We start from the raw sequence: 23,301 nt of genomic DNA, 5'->3' as shown, positions 1-23,301 counted from the left end.
CCGCCTACGCGGGTTTTTTTATGCTTTAAAAACAGTAAATAAAGAAAATAATATAGAGCGATAACAATGAATACATCACTTGCATTCTCATTTAATACCAAGGCAACGCCACTGCCTTATCACAGCGAACCAGCTTTGCTTTTCAATACATTATGTGAAAATCAACATTACACATTATTGCTAGAATCCGCACAAATCGACACTAAAGCAAACCTAAAAAGCTTATTAATTGTTGATAGTGCATTACGCATCAGTGCAGTAAAAAATCAAGTCACTATTGATGCACTAAGTGTTAATGGACAAGCGTTATTGCCCGCATTAAAAATCGCACTAAAAGAAAAAGCTAATTTAACGTCAGAGAGCGACAAACAGTGTGTTTTTACTTTTGCTACACCTTCACAAGAGACCGATGAAGAAAGCAAATTAAAATCGGCTAGCGTATTTGATGCGTTGCGTTTCTTTCTTGTTAATAAAGACACTAAAGATGCAAACTTTATCTTTATTGGTGGCTTATTTGCGTATGACTTAGTCTGCGGGTTTGAATCTATTCCTGAATTAGAAAGTGATTTTTCTTGCCCTGATTATTGCTTTTATTTAGCCGAACAATTAATCGTGATCGACCATCAAAATAAAGATAGTCAGTTGGTTTCCATTGCATTTACTGATGATAAAACAGAATGCCAACGTCTCGCTTTACGACAAACTGAATTAATTTCACTGGCTAAACAACCATTAAAACACCCTATTCGCCACGCTTTAACAGCGGAAGGTTCAACAATACACACCAATATGGACGATAAAGGCTATGGTGATATCGTTGAGGCAATGAAAACTTATATTCGTCGTGGTGATATTTTCCAAGTCGTACCATCACGTCGTTTTCAAATAGCTTGCCCTTCACCACTTGCCGCATATCAAGTGTTGAAACAGAAAAACCCAAGCCCGTATCTGTTTTATATGCAAGATGCTCTATTCACTGTTTTTGGTGCATCACCAGAAAGCGCACTGAAATATCAAACCAGTGATCGACAAATTGAAATCTACCCAATTGCAGGAACTCGTCCTAGAGGACGCAATGCTGATGGTTCAATTAATGCAGATTTAGACAGCCGCATTGAGCTAGAAATGCGTACTGACACCAAAGAACTTTCAGAGCATTTAATGTTAGTTGATTTGGCGCGTAATGATTTAGCACGTATTTGCCAAGCAGGCAGCCGCTATGTTGCAGAGCTAACAAAAGTTGATCGTTATGCTTTTGTAATGCATTTAGTATCTAGAGTGGTTGGAAAATTACGTGATGACTTAGATATTTTCCATGCTTACCAAGCATGTATGAATATGGGAACACTATCAGGTGCCCCTAAAGTCAGTGCTATGCAATTAATTGCTCGTTATGAAAAAACAAAACGTGGTAGCTATGGTGGAGCCATTGGTTATTTTACTGGTACCGGTGATTTTGATACTTGCATAGTTATTCGCTCCGCTTATGTTGAAAATAATATTGCCACAATTCAAGTCGGAGCCGGAATTGTGCTCGACTCAGATCCCAAAATGGAAGCGGAAGAAACCCGCAATAAATCACAAGCTGTAATCAATGCCATTTTACAAGCTCATACAGAAATACAAATACAGGAGGCTTGCTAATGGCAACGATCTTACTTCTCGATAACATCGACTCTTTTACTTATAACCTTGTCGATCAATTACGTAGCCTTGGCAATAACGTTGTCATTTATCGCAATAGCGTCACTGCTGATTTTATTGAACAAAAACTACACGAACTCGATAACCCGATTTTACTGTTATCTCCAGGGCCAGGCGCACCTTCACAAGCGGGCTGTATGCCTGAATTGTTGAAACGTGTACTAGGTACATTACCTGTTGTTGGTATCTGTTTAGGTCATCAAGCCATCATTGAAGCTTACGGTGGCAAAGTTTCTTCATGTGGAGAGATCTTACACGGTAAAGCGACATTGGCTGAACATGATAACAGCGAAATGTTTGTGAATTTACCTAATCCTTTACCCGTTGCTCGTTATCATTCGCTTTCAGGAGAACACGTTCCAGAACAACTTATTATTAATGCTTGGTGCGATAACACTGTTATGGCGGTGCGCCACCGTCAACATAAAACTTGTGGTTTTCAGTTTCACCCAGAATCAATTTTAACCACCAAAGGTGCACAACTCTTAGAACAAACAATCGCATGGGCATTAACTCCTAAAGGAGACAAATAAAATGGAAACTATCTTCAACAAATTATTTAGCGCACAGCAGTTAACATTAGAAGAAAGCCAAACCCTGTTTAGCGCGATTATCCGTGGTGAATTAACAGAATCACAATTAGCTGCTGTATTAATTAGCATGAAAATGCGTGGTGAACATCCACAAGAAATTGCTGGTGCTGTACGAGCATTACTTGAAAATGCACTGCCATTTCCTCGTCCTGATTACACCTTTTGCGATATTGTTGGCACTGGTGGCGACGGCGCGAACAGCATCAATATCTCAACAGCTAGCGCATTCGTAGCGGCAGAAGTCGGCATTAAAGTAGCCAAACACGGTAACCGTAGCGTATCTAGTCGCTCAGGCTCATCAGACTTACTCGCTGCTTTTGGTATTCCATTAGACAGAAGTGCGGATGATGCACGTCAATTATTAGATGAAGTGGGACTTTGCTTTTTATTCGCACCGCAGTATCACAGTGGTTTTCGTTTTGCAGCCCCTGTGCGCCAACAACTAAAAACACGCACCTTATTTAACGTATTAGGTCCCTTGATTAATCCAGCTCGCCCACCATTAGCATTAATTGGTGTTTATAGCCCTGAGTTATTAATGCCTATTGCAGACACGCTAAAAGTATTGGGTTATGAACGCGCTGCCGTGGTACACAGTGGTGGTATGGATGAAGTGTCGTTACATGCACCGACTCAAGTCGCTGAATTACGTAATGGTGAAATTACACGTTATGAACTCACACCAAGTGATTTTGGTCTTCGTCCTTGTTCAATGGCCGATTTAGAAGGTGGTACACCTGAAGTTAACCGCCAATTATTGGCAAGTTTACTGCAAGGTGAAGGAAAAAGAGCACATACCGAATCTGTCGCAGCTAATGTCGCTTTATTAATGCGTTTACATGGGCAAGAAGATTTAAAAATGAATACTGAAGTTGCTATGCACACCATTTATAGCGGTAAAGCAATAAATCGTGTCACCGCATTAGCAGCAAGAGGATAAAAACATGACTGTATTAAACGCCATTGTAAAAGATAAAGCAGAATATCTGATTGCACGTAAAGCAAGCCAACCATTATCAGAATTTGTGCATCAAATAGTGCCATCAACACGCTCGTTTTATCAGGCATTAACTCAACCTAATACTGTTTTTATTTTAGAGTGTAAAAAAGCATCGCCCTCAAAAGGATTAATTCGTGCTGATTTTGATCCCGCTACAATTGCAAAAATTTATCAGCCTTATGCTGCGGCAATTTCGGTATTAACTGATGAAAAGTATTTTCAAGGAAACTTTGATTATTTACGTCAAGTCAGTCAAGCCGTACATCAGCCCGTTTTGTGCAAAGATTTTATTATTGATGATTACCAAATCTATTTAGCACGTTTTTATCAAGCAGATGCGATTTTATTAATGCTCTCTGTCTTAGACGATGAACAATATCGCGCGCTATCAACGGTTGCTCATCAATTAAATATGGGTGTATTGACCGAAGTCAGCACAGAAGAAGAGCGTCAACGAGCAATTAAGCTTAATGCCAAAGTTATTGGTATTAATAATCGCGACTTGCGTGATCTCTCTATTGATTTAGCACGTACTCCGCAATTAAGCCAAGGATTACCTGAAGATACCATCGTGATCAGCGAGTCAGGTATTCATACCCACCAGCAAGTTCAAGAGCTAAGCCAATATGCTAATGGTTTTTTGGTAGGTAGTGCCTTAATGTCACAAGAAAATATTGACCAAGCAGTAAGAGCACTCGTTTTGGGAAAGCATAAAGTGTGCGGGTTAACTCGTACACAAGATGTAAAAGCGGTTTATCAAGCCGGTGCCTATTATGCAGGATTGATTTTCGCAGAGAAATCCCCGCGTAAAGTGACATTGTCACAAGCAAAAGAGTTAATAGCACAAGCTCCCTTAGCATTTGTAGGTGTTTTTCAAAACCAACCCATTGCACTTATTTGTGACTATGCTGAAAAACTTAATTTATCTGCCATTCAATTACATGGGCAAGAAGATGCTCAGTTTATTGAGCAACTTAGACAAAAAATTCAACCTAGCTGTGAGATTTGGCAAGCAATAAACATGGCAATCCACAGTGATATTCCGCCTGCTTTACACGTTAATAAATATGTACTTGATAACGGAACAGGTGGCACAGGAACAACGTTTAATTGGCAAAAAATTCCAAACACAATACGTGAAAAAGCATTACTTGCAGGTGGTCTTAACAGTGAAAACTGTTTAGATGCAGTTAAAACAGGCTGTATCGGGCTTGATTTTAACTCCGGAGTAGAATCGGCTCCTGGCATAAAAGATACGCAACGTCTGAACCAAGTATTTGCACAATTACAGCGAAACTAAATTTCATAAAGATAAAATTTTAAACAGGATGACATCACAATGAGAAAACTTAACCCCTACTTTGGCGAATTTGGTGGCCAATATGTACCTGAAATCTTAATTCCTGCATTGGATCAACTCGAACAAGCTTTTATTGATGCACAAAACGATCCGTCATTTCAGCAAGAATTCCAAGATTTATTAAAAAATTATGCAGGTAGACCAACAGCATTAACCCTTTGCCGTAATTTAACAGAAGGCACGCGAACTCGTTTATATCTAAAACGTGAAGATTTACTGCATGGTGGCGCTCATAAAACTAACCAAGTATTAGGTCAAGCATTACTGGCAAAACGTATGGGGAAAACCGAAATAATTGCGGAAACGGGTGCTGGTCAACATGGTGTTGCAACTGCTTTGGCCTGCGCACTACTTAATATGAAGTGTCGTATCTATATGGGTGCAAAAGACGTTGAACGTCAATCACCTAACGTCTTTCGTATGCGCTTAATGGGTGCTGAAGTTATTCCTGTTCATAGTGGCTCATCTACCCTAAAAGATGCCTGTAATGAAGCATTACGCGACTGGTCTGGTTGTTACGATCGCGCTCACTATTTACTAGGAACCGCAGCAGGCCCCCATCCTTACCCAACAATTGTACGCGAATTCCAACGTATGATTGGTGATGAAGCTAAAGCACAGATCCTAGAGCGTGAAGGCCGTCTACCCGATGCAGCTATTGCCTGTATTGGTGGTGGTTCAAATGCTATCGGGTTATTTGCTTCATTTATTCCTGAAACGTCAGTACAGCTAATTGGTGTTGAACCTGCAGGTAAAGGCATTGAAACGGGTGAACATGGCGCACCACTAAAACATGGTAAATTAGGGATCTATTTTGGGATGAAATCCCCTATTATGCAGACAGATGAAGGGCAAATTGAAGAGTCATATTCAATTTCAGCAGGTCTTGACTTCCCATCTGTCGGGCCTCAGCACGCACATCTAAATAGCATTGGTCGTGCTGATTATGTTTCTGTTACAGATGATGAAGCCATAGAAGCATTTAAAGCACTCTCACGCCGAGAAGGTATTATTCCAGCATTAGAATCCTCTCATGCTCTAGCTTACGCACTTAAATTAATTGCTCAAAATCCTGATAAAGAGCAATTACTGATTGTGAACTTATCAGGCCGTGGCGATAAAGACATTTTTACTGTAAACGATATTTTAGCAGCAAGAGGAGAAATCTAATGAGCCGTTATCAAAACTGCTTTGATGCATTAGCACAAAAACAACAAGGTGCATTTGTTCCCTTTGTAACATTAGGTGATCCTTCTCCTGAGCTATCACTACAAATTATTGATGCGTTAATTGAAGGTGGTGCAGATGCTTTAGAGATTGGTATTCCTTTTTCCGATCCTCTTGCAGATGGTCCTACTATTCAAGGTGCTAATTTACGTGCCCTCAATGTTGGCGTAACCCCCACTGATTGCTTTGCGCTATTAACCAATGTACGTAAAAAACATCCTAATATTCCTATTGGTCTATTAGTTTATGCCAACCTTGTTTTTAGTAATGGGATTGATAATTTTTATGGTAAATGCCAACAAGCTGGTGTCGATTCTGTCTTAATTGGTGATGTGCCCTTACGTGAATCAAAAGAGTTCCGAGAAGCAGCCCAGCGAGTGAATATCGATCCTATCTTTATTTGCCCGCCTAACGCTGATGATGAGCTTTTACAAGAATTAGCCATCTCAGGTAAAGGCTATACCTATTTACTCTCAAGAGCTGGCGTAACAGGAACAGATAAACGTGCTGAACAATCGCTAACACACCTTACTGACAAATTAAAAACTTATAATGCACCACCTGCATTACAAGGATTTGGTATTTCAGAGCCAAAACAAGTCAAAGAGGCTATTGCAAATGGTGCCGCGGGTGCTATTTCAGGATCAGCCGTTGTACAAATTATTGAGAAAAATCTTCATCAACCTGAAGTGATGCTTAAAGCGCTTACTCAATTTGTCAAAGAAATGAAAGCGGCTACACTCGCATAACTATCGTAATCAATCCGCTTTAGGAGAATAGTTTGCTATTTTTCTAAGCGGATTACTCTTAATTCATCATTTATTGACTCTCGCTTTTGAAAGCCCGTTTTTGGGCTTAGTCTGCATGAAATGGCGCAATCCCTCTTCTTTCTCCAGTTAAAGTAACACAATTAATACCTATAAAAATTTGGCAATATTTTATTTTTTGCACATACTTTATAAAGCGCTTTATGTTTTCTTTTCAGAAATACTCAATCAATTACGCAATGTATAAGGAGTTTGATAATGAAACTATGGGCAAAAATCTCTGCTGTCATGGCGGCATTACTGATGGCATTTACGTTGTCTGCATGTTCTCCAACTGCAACGTCAGAAGGTACTGGGGGTTATTTTGATGACTCCGTGATCACCACCAAAGTTAAAACAGCACTAATCGGTGAAAAAAATCTTAATTCAACACAAATTAGCGTTGAAACTTTTAAAGGTAAAGTTCAATTAAGTGGTTTCGTTTCTTCTCAAGCGGATGCTAATCGTGCCATTGAAACAACACGCAAAGTTACAGGCGTAAAAGGCGTTATCAACTCTATGGTTGTTCGCTGATCCCTTTTTTATTCTAGTCTTTCTTTAGCTTTACGTTTAGACCACTTCGGTGGTCTTTTTTCGTTTATAAGTTTATGTTTATTTGTAGCGATTATCATAATTCAGATCAAATTTTGCAAAAAACTAAAATTAATCAAAAATAGCCTGCTTTTGTCGAGCTTTAAAAATAGCTCACAAAAAGAGCAAAACAAAAGAATTGCTAATCATTTTTCATTCAAAAACCAACCGCTTTGTTATTATCAGTGTGAGACCTTGCTAATCCTTTTTATTTCTCTATAGATTTTATCTATCCATTGATAGATAACGCACTTTTACTAAAATTAAATATAAAGATGTATTTTAAATGCATCTATAAAATACCCAATTTTATCAATTACAATGCTATTTATTATTAATAAATAGAAATAAATAATTTTTAATTTATTTATATCCAAGCATTAAGATGTATATTAAATGCAACTTAGAAGATATTTAAATATAAAATGTTCCATTTTAAATACACCTTTATTTATTTAACATTATTTAAAAATGACTCTTATTTTAAGTATTAACAATAAAATGATATCTTTTGATAATCTAAAAATGAGTGTTATCTTGTGAATTTAAAACATAAAAAAAGCGAAGATAATCTTCGCTTTTCATTATGAGATATTCTTTTAAAGAAAGAATAATTAGAAACGGTAGCCCACACCAAACATAAATACAAATGGGTCTAAACGTGTACTGATTGATTGTCTATCATCACCCGCTTTAAATTTAACATCCGTTTCGATATTCATCCACCAAACAGACGCATTCAACATCCAGTTTTTATCGAGGTTATAATCTAAACCAGCTTGTGCTGCAAAGCCCCATGAATCCTTGAGGTCTAAGTCAGATAAACCAGCATCTTTACCCGCTGAATTGAATTTTTCATCAAAGAAAGTAGTAAAGTTAAGACCTGCACCTAAATAAGGACGTAATTTATCTTCACCATTACCAAAGTAATATTGTGCCATTAATGTTGGTGGTAAATGTTTAACTGTCGCAATTTCACCAAAGTTTGTTAATGATACTTTGTGCTCAAAAGGAGTCGCTGCTAATAATTCAACACCAATATTATCAGTGATCATATACCCGAAAGTTAAACCTAATTGGGTATTATTATTAGCTTCAAAATGACCAATATCTAATACATTATCAGAGCCTGCATTAGGACGAACAGTTGCAGTACCTGCACGGAATAAGAAATCACCCGCTTGGTGAGCGAAAGAAATAGAAGGCGCAAGAGTTGCAGCCGCTAAAATAAGCGCAGAAAGTTTTTTCATTATTTAACCCATTCCTGTAATAAGTAAAATCTCCGCTAAAAATATAACCATTTATTGATAATTATGATCTAATACCGATCACAACTTTGGAATTATTTTTGCAGAAAGTGTTATTTCTCTTTTTATTATTTATCAATATGATTATTTATAATTGATCCACATCAAATTACCCATTAATACAATTTTTTCTTATAATTAAATTTATTATTAGTAATATTTTTTGAATAAAAAATATCCTAAAAAGACATATTTAAAAATAAGGTTATTTTTATGTTAAAATAATGTTTAGTTTAATTTAAATAATGAGTGTGCAGTGACTATCAAGATCAAGAAATAAGCTTAATAAGCGGTTTGATAGAAAATATCCCTTTTTGCTGTTGTAAAAGGTACAATAGCGCGCATTGACACAGTCTATTTTTATAGGAGCAGTTTCATGCCTACCACGGCACGCACAATCTATCGAGACAGTCTTAATTTTTATAAGAATGAACGACGTAGTATTGTTACCCTTTCCGCTATCCTTGCTGTTGTTTTAGCAATAGTTCATGTCTTAATTGGCCCTAATCCTCAAGAATACCAATTGATGATTGAATTTGTGGCTAATTTTAAAAATACACAACTTTCTTCTGCTTCTCCTGCCGAGTTAGAAGCAATGTCAAACAGTGTCGTGGGTGTTGCCAAAAAAGTATTATCACTGTATGCATTCGAAACATTACAGCAAAGCATCTTGGTTCTCACCTTATTGATGTTCGCTATGGCAATCTCTGCAGGTCATAATGTCACCTTAGGGCAAACATTTAACGCCTGCTTACCTCGCTTACCAAAAATGTTTTTACTGATTGTCCTGTGCTCTATTTTAATTAGCGCTGGTTTTATGGTGATGATTATTCCTGGCATCATTTTGCTCATTGGTTTTGCATTAGCCCCCGTTGTTTTAGTGCGCCAACAAAATATGGGAAGTGCAATACGTTTAGGTTGGAAAATTGGATTTAGTGAATCAGGATCACTTATTCCTGCATTAGGCATTTGGATCTTATTGCAGTTTGGTATTGGTTTTGTAAGTAATCTTACAATTCAACTACCTGATCTTGTCCATAATTTCTTATTCTATCTTTTGAAAAATATGGCTTCAGCGTGGATGATTATTTACCTATTTCGTTTGTTTATGTTGGTTGAAAACAAATACACAACACAACAAACTCGCTAATTTGTTCAAAGCATAGCTATCTACAAAATTTACCGATAAAAAATCCCGTGTATAAGCTAACAACTTATCACGGGATTTTACTTTGTATTCATCACCACTGGTAAAACTTAACCAAAATGCTTAATGTGTTGATGCATGGCTCTCTATTGGCACTTCTAATATCGAGTCTTCGCTATTCTCAGCTTCTTGCTTTAATGCCTCTTTTCTTGCTTCTTTTTGCTTCTCTTTAATTTGTTGTCGGCTTTGATAAAGTCGGATCACAAAATAAAGATCAGGAGCAATAATCAAATCATCTTCATTGAGTGAAATCTTATTACGTTCAATCCAACGATTTAATTCTGTTCTACGCCCAGCTAAAACTAATTTAACGCCTTTTATTCGCAATTCTCGTATTAGTTCATCAATAGCAGCAAACACACTGACATCGTCATAGGTAAAGCTTACAGCTGCATCTACCGCTAACCATGCTGGTCGTTGAGGTGCATTATCAACAAGTTGGAGTACCCGTTTTTTAAAATAACCCACATTAAAATAAGTCAGTGGTGAATTAAACCGATACATCATTAAGCCATCAATAGGCTCAATGCCATTATCTTTATTCATTGAGTGAACCATACCCTGTTCATCAACACCCAATAATTGATCGCTTGGACGAAAAACAATACGTAAAAATTGTAACAAACCTAATAAAACGGCAAAGCCGATACCATTAATTAGCCCTGCCAACAACACAGCTAATAAGGTGAATGATGCCAAGGTAAATGCTTGTTTATTACGTTTACGATAAGACCAAATATGACGAATACTTAGTAAAGACCATGAAGAAACAATCAAGACTATGCCTAATGAAGATAATGGAATATAGGCGAGAAAATCAGTCATAAATAATAGTACTAGCAGAATAACCAGTGCTGCGATAATAGAAACTAACTGCGTTTTCCCACCAACAGAGTCATTGACTGCAGTACGACTACTTGCCGCACTAACCGCAAATCCTTGAGAAAGCGCTGCCGCAATATTGGCAATACCTAACGCTTTTAACTCTTGATCTGCATCGACATCATAACCGTTCTTACTGGCAAAACTGCGGGCCGTCATCATAAAACTAACGAAGCTAATAACTGCCAAGTTTATAGATGGAACTAACAATTCTCTCAAGACACCAGGATGGAATCCCGTCATAGATACAACAGGTAAAAACAGATCAACATTTCCTGCATCTTTATCTACGATAGCAATACCAAAGCTTGCTAAATCAAATTGCCAACTTAAATACGTCATCACGACCATCGCAATTAAAGGGGCTGGCCATCGACTACGAAAATAACGAATGCCTAATAAGAGTGCTAATGTTATTGCAGACATTAACACTGTGGGTAAATGCGCATCCATTAATCGAAATGGAACTTCAATTAATTTTTCAATTAGGTGATCGGGGGAAGTATCAAAACCAAATACTTTGCTGATTTGCCCAACCATAATGGTGATCGCGACACCATTTAAAAGTCCTTGTAAAATAGGTCGAGATAGAAAATCAGTAAAAGCCCCTAACCGAAAATGGCTGGCTAAAATACACCAAAATCCCGTCATTGCCGTCATAATAATTGCAAGTTGCCATCTAGCATTCTCGTCACCAGCAGATAATGGAATAACAACGGCAGCAATAACAGCACAGGTTGCGGCATCAGGCCCTGTAATTAACTGGCGCGATGTGCCAAATAACGCATAAATAATCATCGGAAAAATACAGGCATATAATCCAACAATTGGGTTAATCCCTAATAATTCGGTATAAGCAATTGCGACTGGCAATGCAACGGCGGCAACAGAAAGCCCTGCTTTTAAGTCATAGCCAAAATAATCACGCTTATAATTAAACAATAAGCCTAATCCTGGCATCCATTTTATTATTCTTTTTCCGTTCATTGATTTCCTCTTATCAGAAATACTTTTTTATCTATGCATTCATCAAAAAGTAGCGATAATGTTGATGAGTTACTGAATCATATACTAGAGTGATATTTAAATCCCCTTTCATAACTCAAGCTTTAATTTTAATTCCCCCTAAATGCAATTATGTTGATTTTTCATTGAGTTATTTCAGAGAAAAACCGTGTTTTTTATATAAATCAGCACTTCATAATTAAAGATATGCAATTGTTTACCCATTTCCTGTCGCTTTGCATTAGAATAGCCTAGTTTATGAATTTAATTACCATAGGTTCCTATTTGTTATGAAAAATGGCTGGCTTAAGCAATTACTTGATTTCGCTCCACTATTAGTGTTTTTTATCTTCTATAAATGGCAAGATATTTTCTACGCTTCAGGTGCATTAATTGTCGCTACGTGGATTTCAGTCGGCTTGACGTGGCTTATTTTCCATAAAGTTGAAAAAGCACCACTCATTACGGCTATTGTTGTCACTATTTTTGGCTCATTAACTATCTTCTTCCATTCAGCTGATTTTATTAAATGGAAAGTCACGGCCATATATGCCATTTTTGCCGTTGTATTAATTGGTATGCAACTATTTACACCTAAAACATTGATGGAAAGAATGTTAGGTAAAGAGCTTGCCATGCCTGCGGCTAATTGGAAAAAAGTAAATATAGCTTGGGTGATTTTCTTTTTTGCTTGTGCCTTAGGTAATATCTACGTGGCATTCTCTTTACCAGAAGAGACTTGGGTTAATTTTAAAGTCTTCGGTTTAACCATTTTGACCTTTATCTTTACTATCGCCAGTGTAGTTTATATCTGGAATAATCGTTTACCAGAAGAACAAACTGAAGAAGAAGCCCCGAAAAATGGTGAAAACCTATTATCAGATGATATGACAAAACAAGCATCTAAACCGACATCACCTGATGCTCATTCAAAATCTGAATAATCATTTTTATTTTATTGGGAGATGTGAACTCTAAATAACTCAAGTATAGCTAGGCGACAAATAAATGAGTTGCTACGAGTAACGCTACGGCTTGAAGTATAACGAGTAAATATCTCCTTGGTTTCAACATTAATAGATACATTATTCCCCATGACTGAACAACAATCTTTGCCTAATGGTGAGCTCGTTTTACGTACCCTTGCCATGCCTGCTGATACTAACGCCAATGGTGATATTTTCGGTGGCTGGTTAATGTCTCAAATGGACATTGGTGGTGCAATTTTAGCAAAAGAAATTGCGTTAGGTCGTGTCGTTACTGTAAGCGTAACGGGCATTACCTTTCTTAAACCTGTTGCTGTTGGCGATGTCGTCTGTTGCTACGCACGTTGCTTAAAAACAGGCAACTCTTCAATTACTGTTAATATTGAAGTCTGGGTTAAGAAAGTCGCCACAGAACCTGTCGGCCAACGCTATCGTGCAACAGAGGCTGTATTTACCTACGTTGCTGTTGACGAGAACAATTCAGCTCGTCGCTTACCTGAAGGTAAAGCGCACTTCACGCTAACAAGCACAATGGAATAAAAAGCTATTACGACAATTCGATTACGGCGAATAGCGTGAAAACATTAAAAATTAAATACTAAAAAGGCACTTATTAAAGTGCCTTTTATTTATCTGGTATCAAATAATGATATCACTTTGTTTAACCACTAATTTTATAAAAATTAGCTTGCTGATATTCCTGTCATTTTGAACTCAATCAGAACCACTTTTCCTTTATAAGGAATTTTTTCATAACGCCATTGGCGCATCGCTCTTTTTACTTCGCGCTCAAACACATTTTTAGGATCAGCTGAAATAATTTCTACATTATCAACTCTTCCATCAGCATCAACATCAAAACGAACTTTAATTGAACCTTCCATCCCCACAGCGCGTGCTCGTGGTGGATATTCAGGTAAACCTTGACGTACTGCATTAGGTACTTTGCCTTCACCGCTACTTGCCACTGCAACTGGTTTTTCGTCACCTTTATCACTTGGCTTTGCCGTCGGGTTAAGATTTTTGAGATCATTACCTTTATTAACAACTAAAGGTTGTGGTCGCTCAACAGGCGGTTTGGGTTTGTCCACTGGTTTTGGCTTAGGTTTCGGTTTTGGTTCTGGTTTTTTCTCTATTGGTTTTTCGATAACAGGCTTCACATCTGGAATAGGCTCAGGCTCTGGTTCGGGTTCAGGCTCGACAACCGGTTCAGGCTCTGGAGGTGTGACTTCTTCAACCACAGGTTCTGGTTCGCCAGCAGGCTCATCTGCAGCAAATGCTAACATTTGTATAGAGATAGGCTCAGGTGTAACTGGCTTATCTTCTACAACATACAACATCGCTGCCGCAACAAGTGAGGCATGCAGACAGAGTGATATGAATACCCAAAGCTTCCAACGCATAACTGATCTTATTTCACCTAAAGAAAAAATAATGCCCCTAGTTTAAATGCAAATAGCAATCATATTCAATAACGTTTAGCAAAATGATTGATATAAAGTGTTAAAAAGTGGAATTATGAGTTCCATTCTATGTGTTGAACAAACAAAAGCGCTCTATGTTTTTTAGAAGTATCAAGTTTACGCAGTTTATAAATTCGGAAATTACGACGAGATTGCCCTTCTAACCATCGACGACGTTTACGTAATACCTGTCTCATCATTCGCCAACGTGCAACTTCATTCCTACTGTGTCTCATGCTATCAGCACCTATTTTTTCGAATAAGTGGTGTATTATAAGACGTTCATTTTGTGATCCAAGGGGCGATTTATAATTTGCTTGAATTTCATCCATTCTTTGAGCATTTCTCACAAAGAAAAAATAAATAATGGGTTGTATCTTATCGCTTATTTAATGCTTATCTCTCAATAAAGAGATTTGACAGAGATAATAATCCTGATTTAATAACAACATTCGGCAAATAACAAAAATAATGAACTATTTTTAGTAAATTGCCTTTTGCTCATTCATGCAATTCATTTTCAACGGAAAATAGCTCTACTATGACAACATTTTATACTGTATTAAGTTGGCTAACCTTTTTCTTCTATTGGCTATTAATTGCGGGGGTCACATTTCGTGTCCTAATGCACCGACGACCCGTCACATCAACCATGACATGGTTATTAATCATTTATATCCTGCCACTAGTTGGGGTTATCGCTTATTTTGCCTTTGGTGAATTACATCTTGGTAAACGACGCGTTGAGCATGCTAAACAAATGTGGCCTTCTGTTGTTGCATGGCTTGAAGACTTAAGAAAATGCAAGCATATCTTTGCGACAAGTACGAGTGATGTTGCAACACCTCTTTTCCAATTAACGGCTAAACGTCAGGGCATTAAAGGGGTTAAAGGTAACAAAATTGAGCTTTTAACAACCTGTGAAGATTCTCTCAATTCGATTACACGTGATATTAACAATGCACGCGACAACATTGAAATGGTCTTTTATATTTGGCAATCAGGTGGTTTAGTTGATGAAGTCACCGAGGCATTAATTAGAGCGGCTAAACGTGGCGTAAAATGTAGGATCATGGTTGACTCAGCTGGTAGTTGGAATTTCTTTCGAACTAAAGGCCCTGATGTGATGAGGGCGGCAGGTATTGAGTTTGTCGAATCATTGCATGTTAATTTATTCCGTTTTTTCTTGCGCCGTATGGATTTGCGCCAGCATCGAAAAATCGTCTTAATTGATAACTATATTTCCTACACAGGAAGTATGAATATGGTTGATCCTCGTTATTTCAAACAAGATTCAGGCGTCGGTCAATGGATTGATATTATGGTAAGAATGGAAGGCCCTGTTTCAACCACTTTAGGGATGATTTATGCCTTTGATTGGGAAATGGAAACCGGAGAACGTCACTTACCACCACCGCCTGATGATAATATCATGCCTTGTGAACAAGAAAGTGGTCACACAACACAGGTTATCGCATCAGGCCCAGGATTTCCTGATGAGCTTATTCAACAATCCTTAATCACAGCTATTTATTCTGCAAGAAAAGAATTAGTACTCACAACACCTTATTTTGTACCTAGTGACGATCTTGCACATGCCATCTCAACCGCAGCAATGCGTGGTGTTGAGGTAAGTATTATAGTGCCTCGTAGTAATGACTCTTTTCTTGTGCGTTGGGCAAGTCGTGCATTTTTTACAGAAATGCTCGAAGCAGGTGTGAAAGTCTTTCAGTTTGAAGATGGCTTATTACATACCAAAAGCGTCATGGTTGATGGGCAACTCAGTATGGTAGGTTCAGTAAATCTTGATATGCGTAGTTTGTGGTTAAATTTTGAAATTACCGTTGTTATTGATGATGAAGGTTTTGGAAGTGATTTAAGCATTGTTCAGTATGATTATATTGCTCGCTCTACAGAATTAACTATGGATGAATGGGAAAAACGACCATTCTTAAATCGTGTATTAGAGCGTATCTGCTATTTCTTTAGCCCTCTGTTATAATCAGAAAGGTAACAATATATTTTGCTAAATGAGCAAAAATATCATACAAACAACGCGATAATTATTGGAATAATAAACAGGCATTACCATGAATGAACCAACCTTAATTAGTGAAGATGAAGCGCTAGAACAAGCTTATGATTTATTTTTAGCTCAAGCAGTCGATAATTTGGATGTTGCAGATCAATTACTATTTAACCTGCAATTTGAAGAAAGAGGCGCAGCTGAAGTGGTTCCATTAGGTAATGATTGGCAGTTTATTGTCGGCCTTCCTGTTACACCTGCTCGCTTTAGCGAAGTGATTATTGGTCTTGCACCTGATGACGATTCCGATATTGATGATATTTTTGGTCGTGTCCTAATTAGTCGCGATCCATTACAGCCTATGTTCCATATTATTTGGAAATCTTGATATCCGCCCCCTGAAGAACGCGGTTTTACTGCGCACCTGATAATTACCTTTATCTTCACCTGCTTATGTTTTAGTAGGTGATTTTTTATGTCAGAGAGAAATAAATGAGTGATAGTCACTTTATTATTGATGCTATTTTTGCCTTAGCTTTCTTTGGAGCATTTTACTGGTATATCTGCGTAGCAGTTATTATCGTCATGCTCTATGCCACAATAAAAACACAAAAAATATTATTTCGTCTTTTGTTTATGTTCATCGCTTTAGTTTTTGCTTATTTACCCTTTATGCAATATCTTTGGTAATAATGGTATAGAAAATGAAAAACACTATATAAGCATAAGCAATATAAGCATAAGCAATTAGTACCTTTCACCTATTTTTACCTTTGATATGGGTAATTCACTCAAAGCATTTTGATGAATGAGCAATAGTTAAAAACATTGTACCTTCTCTTGTGAGCGTACTATCTTGTTTTATTGGTGGTGATTTGATCATTCTATCAATTTCAGTTGAAGAAAATTTATCACGCGCTTCATTATAAAAACACAGACACTGCTCGTTTGTTACTGTGCTATAAATATTCAATGTATCCATGCAATATTCAATCACTCTATTTTCTTGTGACTCAGAGCAAGCCGATAGGGTGAATAAAGATAAAATAATCACTAAATTTTTTTTCATAATAATTCCACTATTATATTATTTATTAATTTATGAAAAAATTATTTCATTAAATCATGAGTGTTATTACGATATAAATCAAATTTAAGTGGATAATTATTATTTATATAAGATAAATAATAATAATTTTCACTGTCTCTTCTATTTTATATCTTTAATATTTTTCTCAGTATTTATACTTATTTTTATTTAATCTTAAATGCAATAATGGAAAAGGATTTCCTTGCCCATCTACTTCAGAGCGCCCTACTTGCTCAAATCCAATATAAAGATAAAAACCAATTGCTTGAGGATTTTGCTCGTTTACATCTAACTCATCAATATGCAATGTATTTATCGCAAAAGTTGTAAGCAATTTACCACAACCATTCCCTCTAGAATTTGCATCAACAAAGAGCATTTCTAATTTATTTTCTGCCGCACCCAAGATCCCATGAATAACATTATTATTGTCTATCGCAATATAGGTATTAAGCATAGGAAAATACTTTTCTACAATATTTTTTTTAAGAGATAAAATAATATTTTCAGATAGAAATGCATGCGTAGCTCTAACCGATGACTCCCAAACTGTAATCATTTCATCATAGTGTGAAGGTTCTGCTTTTATTATAGTTAACATATAATTTCCTAATAAAAATTATTTTTTAATATGATTTATTATATCTGAATAAGAATAATTAAAAATTATAATTTTTTTGTATGTTAAGTTATAGCGATGAACTTATATTTTTCAAATAAAGGTTGATAAACATATTACCAACCCTTTTTATCAAAAAGAAAATTTATCTATTTTTTATAATTAACCGTAATAAAATTAGAATCGATAACCAAGCCCGATCACCCATGTACCAAATTCGATATTATTTAACTTTGAGTATTCGTAAGATGCATCAATAGCAAGTTTTGCAACCGGGTTATATTGTAAGCCCGCACCATAACTATTTGATATCTTATTGAAATGAATATTACCAGAGTTATTTTCACAGTTTAATTTCATGTTAATTGAGCTAATACCAATCAAACCATATAAATTTATATATTCATTAAAACGATAACTTGGGCCTATAGAGAATAAGTAATAATTATAATTTATATTCCCTTTACTATCATTAATATCAAAAGAATACTTTTCTTTATTATATGTAAATGAGCCAAACATGCCCCAATCATTCATTAATTTATAATTATATTTAACATTAATACCTTTAGGCGTATCAGTTACATTATTACTATCCATTTTTAATTGACTTTGTGCATAACCTAAAGAAAATGTATTTTTCAATGTTGCCGATGTACTAAAAGATAGTGTTGACAAAACAATCATAATCATTGAAATAAATAATTTATATTTCATTATATTTCCCGATAAATTAAATTCTACAATAAAATAAAACACCAAAATATAATTAGCATTAAAATTAATTTAGTGTTATAAAGTGAAATCCACACTTAAATAATAAATAAAAAATTGAAGAAAATAAATATATTGTTATTTATAAATTAATAATAAATATTATATTTTAACAAATAGACAAAAAATGATATTTAAACTGAAATAGAAACAAATGAAAAGTATTTAAATTTAGAATAAAGTGTTAAATGGAATGTTAATTCTAATTTTATGATGTGATTTTTAAAAGGCCACATAATGTGACCTTTTAAAAATATTATTTATCAGCTTAATATTAGAAACGATAACCGACACCTAATACCCAAGTACCGAATTTTGCATTATCAAATTTTGAATATTCATAAGATGCATCAATTGCTACGTTTGGGATTGGATTAATTTGCAAACCTAATCCATAAGCCATGGACGTTTTGCTGTATGTATCATTAACATAATAATATTTATCTTCTTGACTAACGTGACCAAGACCAATTAAACCATATGCACTAAAATAGTCATTAAAACGATAACTAGGGCCAGCCGTTAATGAAACATAGTCAATTTCACTTGAACCAATTTTTCCCCAACGACTATAATAATTATAGGTTAATTTTGTATACGTCAGTGATCCAATAACCCCCCACTCATTATCAAATTCATGGTTATACTTAAAGTTAACCCCTTTAGGATTATCATCTATTTTATCATCATTCAATTTAATTGAACTTTGAGCATAACCTAATGATAAAGTATTATCTAACGCGGCTTGTACATTAAAAGAAAGTGTAGAAATAGCTAACAACGAAGTGGATAGAAATAAATTACGATTCATTTTTATTCTCTATATAAAGCAAAGGATAGAAAAAAGGAACTAAACTAGAATTTAGCTCTCTTATTAAATTGAGTTTAATACTCAATAAATTTTATTTATAAATAATACGTTATTAATTTATTTTTATAAAGAAATTATTATGGTTAAATTGATAATTAAAAGACCATCTGTCTCAACAACAAACTTACCTTATTTTTCTCTATTATTAAGGGAATATTAAGTCTATAAATTATAAAAAAACTTATTTTAAATTTTAATTAGATTTTTTATTTTCCATCTATTATTAATATTTTATTATTTATTAAAAGTAAAAAAATTAACTGCCAACTAAAGTAAATATATTTTATTATTAATACAATATGGCTTTTATTTTAAATAATTTAAATATTTATGCTACGAAGTAACCTCAAATTAAATATCACTTAACTCTCTATGGTGATTAATCGATCAATTTAATATCAAGATATTTAAGTAAATCGAGTGCTTCTATTTTAGAAAAAATTGCTTTCGTCATTTTATTTTGCCGAATATCAATATCAAAAGAATGCGAATGAGTAAAATCAACCCCTTCTAAATTTGTTTGCATAAACAAACTATTAGAAAAATCAGAACCAACCATAAGTGATCTTTGAAGCTCCGCATTTCTAAAATCCACATCATGTAATCTACACTCTTCAAAAATAGATTCGCTCAGTTTTAATCCAAAAAAGTTACATCCGCTTAAAATGCTATTTTTAAAACTGAGTTGAGAATAAAGATCGAATTTTGGCCAATGCGCTTTTGTCCAATCAATACCAACAAGTTTACATTCAACAAATTCAGTATTAGAAAATCGAGTATTAGGAAAATTAGCTAAACTTAAATTACATTGTTCAAATAAGCAATGTACAAACTTGCAATGCAATAGCTCAGCAGATAAAAAATTACACTGGTGAAATTCACATTCCTCAAAAATAACATTGCTAAGTGCCAATTCATTAATATCAAGTTTAGTAAAAGTTCTATCTAAATATTCTTGATTACTCTTTAAATTTTCCATATATGAACTCAATAGAAATGTATATTAATCTAGAGATAAAACAGGCCTAGAGTAAAGTTTATTTTATGTTTATATATTATTAGCAAGTTGCATTTTTAACCAAAAACTTTGCTGACATAAATTAAAAAATTCTTTCCGACAAGGAGAGATAATTTTGTTATTCGATTCTACAATTTCCCAAGTGATCCAATGTTCGGGACATTGAGCGTCATTATCATAGAACTCTGTTTCTATCTCTTCTGTGCATTTCAAGATGACACCATCAGGAAATAACCAGCTATGAGTTGCTCTGGTTATTTCTGCTAAGTTATCCCAAAGTTTCTGAGTACTTAAAATTTGATAATTATCTTCTTGGTTTACAATTTGAGATATATATTTCGCTAACATCATCATCTCTCTTGTTTTATTTCTTAAAATTTAGTGTATTCACTATAATTGAGACAAGGTTTATTACTTTTAATTTTCATCAAAAGCATCTGCCATAAGCAAAAATTTAGGCTCAGCTTTTTTATATGCATTGATCATCGGAACTAGCCGCTGAAAATGTTCACTAGCACAATGTGTATCAAGCGCAGCATGATCTGGCCATTGTTCAACAAAGACAAAGTGGCCTGGATCTTTTTCATCAACATATAAATTATAGCTAATACAAAGAGGCTCTTTTTTAGTCGCTTCAACAAGCTCACGATAAAGAGGTAAAACAATTTCTATCGCTTCTGTTTTAATAAAATCTTCAGCAATCACTTTTAACATCACATTTTCCTTACCGTAATTGAATAACACAAGATGCTGTATAAAAACACAGCCAAATATAGTCTAGTTGACTTAAGAGATCTAGACTTTTTACAAAAGAAAAATGCTTCTTTAAAAGAATAAAAACCGCCTTAGTTTTTCAGGCTATCCTCTTTATCTTTCTTTAAACACTCGACTTCTAACCAATGAGTAAATAGCTTTGCTTTTTGTATAAACACATTTATATCATCGATTGGGTTTATGCTTTTAGATAAAAGATAATTAATACTTTTTTGTTGATCTGGATAATTTGCTTCTACTATTTTTACAAAGTCTTCTAGTATTTCAGGCCAATATTCATCTTTTTCACTACGTAAAATATTTGTTGAGCGAATAAGTTTACGCGCTATTGCCCTTTGTAAGTGATGTTTTTCAATAGCCAACTGCCTTTCATCTATCTGTTTAATATAGCTATCTATAACTTGTACAAAATCACCATTTATTGCCAAGGCAATTTTTCTTGATGGTGAGAATGGTAAAAAATATTGAGTTAAATCATCACCAAAAATACAACGACAGTGATGTTTTAACCAATAGCCCCAACTGTATAAATTGTTAGGCGCCAATACCTCGCTTAAAACACCAATATCGAAATCAATTTTGCTGACAATAGAGTGTTGTTTTTCTAATATTGCTCTTGCATTATCTAACAGGTGAATTTCGCTTTCGTTTATTTCATGATTTAAAATTAAGCAAATATCTAAGTCTGATATTCCCTCTGTTGCGCATCCATTAGCCACACTGCCATAAACATATATGCTATGTAACCTTTCTTTTAACAATTGAGAAAGTTGCTCAGTGACATCAGTAATAACAGATTGAAATGATGATTGAAAACACTTTGTGGAAGGTAACTTTATTTTACCTACTTGAGAAATTGTCATAGCTTACCTTTATGGAAAATCTATATATAATTAAACCCTAACTCTTTCTTAGCAAGACGCAATACATAAAAAACAAAACGATGCAGCAACCTGTTTTGAAACAATAAAAAAGGTCTGTTTCTCACACAGTAGGCAGTAAATATCAAACATTTATTCTCAATATCGATAAAAATATACGTTTAAATAATACTGATTCTCTTTATATAATAACCATTCATTAAGTAATACAGAGAAAGTAAGATTTTGGGGGTTAACGTGTGGCTTGAACAATTTGGTGTACTCAATATCTGGACATACCTTGCAGGCATGTTTTTTATTATCCTGGTTCCTGGCCCTAATACACTTTATGTGCTAAAAACAAGCGCATCAGGGGGCGTCAGGGATGGCTATCGTGCTGCATTCGGTGTCTTTTTAGGTGATGCTATTTTAATTTTTCTCGCCTTTATTGGTGTCGCATCTGTTATAAAAGCCTCTCCTGTACTCTTTACTATTGTCCGTTTTTTAGGTGCTTTTTACCTCCTTTATTTAGGAATAAAGATTATCCATGCAACTTTTTTCTCCAAAAAAGTATATTCAGAACAAACAACGACAGTACAGAAACACGTTTTCAGAAAAGCGCTTACATTAAGCATGACCAATCCTAAAGCGATTCTATTTTATATTTCATTTTTTGTTCAGTTTATAGATTTTAATTATGCACATACTGGATTATCTTATTTAATTCTTGCTTCCATGCTTGAAGCGTTTAGCTTTATTTATCTCTCTTTTCTAATATTTGGTGGTGTAGCCCTTGCCCGCTTCTTTGGCTCACGTAAAAATATTGCAAAATTAGGCAATGGTGTTATTGGGCTTTTCTTTATGGGATTCGCGACTAAACTAGCAACATTATCATCCTGATTTTTAATAACAATCCTTATTAAAGAGATGGCAATCAGAATAAGATTGCCATTTTTTTATATACGATTATTTACGTATATTTGTAAAATTCCACTCCTATTATTTTATTAAATAATATTCATTCTCATTCTATTTTAGTTTTAAAGGCTATTTTTATTTTATTATTATTTAACCTCATTTATTTAATATAAATTTGATTAATATTATTAAAACACTCCCATTATCGATATATCATAAA

Annotated in this window: 23 protein-coding genes and 2 pseudogenes; 13 read left to right on the top strand and 12 right to left on the bottom strand. The window is 34.9% G+C overall.

Features of this window, described 5'->3' with window-relative positions; genetic code table 11:
* The first annotated feature begins 66 nt into the window (after nt 1–66).
* From LG402_RS09060 to LG402_RS09035, 6 genes and pseudogenes are all read left to right on the top strand, one after another.
* A complete protein-coding gene (locus tag LG402_RS09060) occupies nt 67–1,644 on the top strand; it encodes an anthranilate synthase component 1 (RefSeq protein ID WP_166541314.1) in 1,578 nt (525 codons plus the stop codon).
* Nucleotides 1,644–3,237: pseudogene (gene trpD / locus LG402_RS09055) on the top strand (bifunctional anthranilate synthase glutamate amidotransferase component TrpG/anthranilate phosphoribosyltransferase TrpD). The gene LG402_RS09060 and the pseudogene trpD overlap by 1 nt, the downstream one beginning before the upstream one ends.
* 4 nt (nt 3,238–3,241) lie before the next feature.
* Nucleotides 3,242–4,597, top strand: coding sequence for a bifunctional indole-3-glycerol-phosphate synthase TrpC/phosphoribosylanthranilate isomerase TrpF (trpCF, locus tag LG402_RS09050; protein WP_227336819.1), 1,356 nt, complete (start codon nt 3,242–3,244; stop codon nt 4,595–4,597).
* A 39-nt stretch (nt 4,598–4,636) separates the two neighbouring features.
* Nucleotides 4,637–5,827: a tryptophan synthase subunit beta gene (trpB, locus tag LG402_RS09045; RefSeq protein WP_036937130.1), complete on the top strand. Its 1,191-nt coding sequence runs from the start codon at nt 4,637–4,639 to the stop codon at nt 5,825–5,827.
* A complete protein-coding gene (trpA, locus tag LG402_RS09040; protein WP_166541316.1) occupies nt 5,827–6,633 on the top strand; it encodes a tryptophan synthase subunit alpha in 807 nt (268 codons plus the stop codon). Before trpB ends, trpA begins: the two co-directional genes overlap by 1 nt.
* 276 nt (nt 6,634–6,909) lie before the next feature.
* Nucleotides 6,910–7,224, top strand: coding sequence for a BON domain-containing protein (locus LG402_RS09035; RefSeq protein WP_036937135.1), 315 nt, complete (start codon nt 6,910–6,912; stop codon nt 7,222–7,224).
* A 671-nt stretch (nt 7,225–7,895) separates the two neighbouring features.
* Here LG402_RS09035 and ompW read toward each other — a convergent pair.
* The gene (ompW, locus tag LG402_RS09030; RefSeq protein WP_166541317.1) at nt 7,896–8,531 is read right to left on the bottom strand and encodes an outer membrane protein OmpW; all 636 of its coding nucleotides are present in this window, start codon (nt 8,529–8,531) and stop codon (nt 7,896–7,898) included.
* A gap of 433 nt (nt 8,532–8,964) precedes the next feature.
* Between ompW and LG402_RS09025 the strand changes: the two genes are divergently transcribed.
* Nucleotides 8,965–9,738: a YciC family protein gene (locus LG402_RS09025; protein ID WP_109408744.1), complete on the top strand. Its 774-nt coding sequence runs from the start codon at nt 8,965–8,967 to the stop codon at nt 9,736–9,738.
* 120 nt (nt 9,739–9,858) lie between these two features.
* On the opposite strand, the gene LG402_RS09020 is transcribed toward LG402_RS09025, so the two are convergent.
* Nucleotides 9,859–11,664 (bottom strand): SulP family inorganic anion transporter, encoded by a 1,806-nt coding sequence (locus LG402_RS09020; protein WP_167395482.1) that lies wholly within the window; start codon nt 11,662–11,664, stop codon nt 9,859–9,861.
* Nucleotides 11,665–11,972: 308 nt separating this feature from the next.
* On the opposite strand from LG402_RS09020, the pseudogene LG402_RS09015 reads away from it, so the two are divergent.
* Nucleotides 11,973–12,521: pseudogene (locus tag LG402_RS09015) on the top strand (septation protein A); the annotation flags it as partial.
* Between the two features lie 255 nt (nt 12,522–12,776).
* On the top strand, nt 12,777–13,208 hold the full coding sequence (gene yciA, locus LG402_RS09010; protein ID WP_006536988.1) for an acyl-CoA thioester hydrolase YciA: 432 nt from the start codon (nt 12,777–12,779) through the stop codon (nt 13,206–13,208).
* A 143-nt stretch (nt 13,209–13,351) separates the two neighbouring features.
* On the opposite strand, the gene tonB is transcribed toward yciA, so the two are convergent.
* Nucleotides 13,352–14,071: a TonB system transport protein TonB gene (gene tonB, locus LG402_RS09005; RefSeq protein WP_109408741.1), complete on the bottom strand. Its 720-nt coding sequence runs from the start codon at nt 14,069–14,071 to the stop codon at nt 13,352–13,354.
* 113 nt (nt 14,072–14,184) lie between these two features.
* The gene (locus LG402_RS09000; protein ID WP_109408740.1) at nt 14,185–14,367 is read right to left on the bottom strand and encodes a YciY family protein; all 183 of its coding nucleotides are present in this window, start codon (nt 14,365–14,367) and stop codon (nt 14,185–14,187) included.
* Between the two features lie 305 nt (nt 14,368–14,672).
* On the opposite strand from LG402_RS09000, the gene cls reads away from it, so the two are divergent.
* The 3 genes from cls to LG402_RS08985 all read left to right on the top strand — a co-directional run bounded on the left by cls (nt 14,673) and on the right by LG402_RS08985 (nt 16,847).
* On the top strand, nt 14,673–16,133 hold the full coding sequence (cls, locus tag LG402_RS08995) for a cardiolipin synthase (RefSeq protein WP_109408739.1): 1,461 nt from the start codon (nt 14,673–14,675) through the stop codon (nt 16,131–16,133).
* Nucleotides 16,134–16,215: 82 nt separating this feature from the next.
* The gene (locus LG402_RS08990; RefSeq protein ID WP_409076918.1) at nt 16,216–16,545 is read left to right on the top strand and encodes an HI1450 family dsDNA-mimic protein; all 330 of its coding nucleotides are present in this window, start codon (nt 16,216–16,218) and stop codon (nt 16,543–16,545) included.
* Between the two features lie 104 nt (nt 16,546–16,649).
* A complete protein-coding gene (locus LG402_RS08985; protein WP_109408737.1) occupies nt 16,650–16,847 on the top strand; it encodes a hypothetical protein in 198 nt (65 codons plus the stop codon).
* A 97-nt stretch (nt 16,848–16,944) separates the two neighbouring features.
* Here the strand turns inward: LG402_RS08985 and LG402_RS08980 are convergent, their stop codons facing one another.
* From LG402_RS08980 to LG402_RS08945, 8 genes are all read right to left on the bottom strand, one after another.
* A complete protein-coding gene (locus LG402_RS08980) occupies nt 16,945–17,226 on the bottom strand; it encodes a hypothetical protein (RefSeq protein ID WP_227336817.1) in 282 nt (93 codons plus the stop codon).
* Nucleotides 17,227–17,392: 166 nt separating this feature from the next.
* Nucleotides 17,393–17,848 (bottom strand): GNAT family N-acetyltransferase, encoded by a 456-nt coding sequence (locus tag LG402_RS08975; protein ID WP_227336816.1) that lies wholly within the window; start codon nt 17,846–17,848, stop codon nt 17,393–17,395.
* Between the two features lie 195 nt (nt 17,849–18,043).
* Nucleotides 18,044–18,583: an Ail/Lom family outer membrane beta-barrel protein gene (locus tag LG402_RS08970; protein ID WP_166541322.1), complete on the bottom strand. Its 540-nt coding sequence runs from the start codon at nt 18,581–18,583 to the stop codon at nt 18,044–18,046.
* Nucleotides 18,584–18,914: 331 nt separating this feature from the next.
* Entirely contained in the window at nt 18,915–19,451 is a 537-nt protein-coding gene (locus LG402_RS08965; protein ID WP_166541323.1) for an Ail/Lom family outer membrane beta-barrel protein, read from the bottom strand.
* 439 nt (nt 19,452–19,890) lie between these two features.
* Nucleotides 19,891–20,490 (bottom strand): pentapeptide repeat-containing protein, encoded by a 600-nt coding sequence (locus tag LG402_RS08960; protein WP_166541324.1) that lies wholly within the window; start codon nt 20,488–20,490, stop codon nt 19,891–19,893.
* 69 nt (nt 20,491–20,559) lie between these two features.
* Nucleotides 20,560–20,880, bottom strand: a complete 321-nt coding sequence (locus tag LG402_RS08955) for a hypothetical protein (RefSeq protein WP_166541325.1) — start codon at nt 20,878–20,880, stop codon at nt 20,560–20,562.
* A gap of 66 nt (nt 20,881–20,946) precedes the next feature.
* Complete coding sequence (locus LG402_RS08950) at nt 20,947–21,243, bottom strand: putative quinol monooxygenase (RefSeq protein WP_166541326.1); 297 nt, start codon at nt 21,241–21,243, stop codon at nt 20,947–20,949.
* A gap of 131 nt (nt 21,244–21,374) precedes the next feature.
* A complete protein-coding gene (locus LG402_RS08945; RefSeq protein WP_166541327.1) occupies nt 21,375–22,166 on the bottom strand; it encodes a nucleotidyltransferase domain-containing protein in 792 nt (263 codons plus the stop codon).
* 306 nt (nt 22,167–22,472) lie between these two features.
* Here LG402_RS08945 and leuE point away from each other — a divergent pair, with 306 nt between their 5' ends.
* On the top strand, nt 22,473–23,063 hold the full coding sequence (leuE, locus tag LG402_RS08940; RefSeq protein WP_243733482.1) for a leucine efflux protein LeuE: 591 nt from the start codon (nt 22,473–22,475) through the stop codon (nt 23,061–23,063).
* The last annotated feature ends 238 nt before the right edge of the window (nt 23,064–23,301 follow it).

The sequence above is a fragment of the Proteus sp. NMG38-2 genome, from assembly GCF_020640995.1.
In the GTDB taxonomy this organism is placed as follows: Bacteria; Pseudomonadota; Gammaproteobacteria; order Enterobacterales; family Enterobacteriaceae; genus Proteus.
This window is presented reverse-complemented; position numbering and strand designations above follow the sequence as displayed.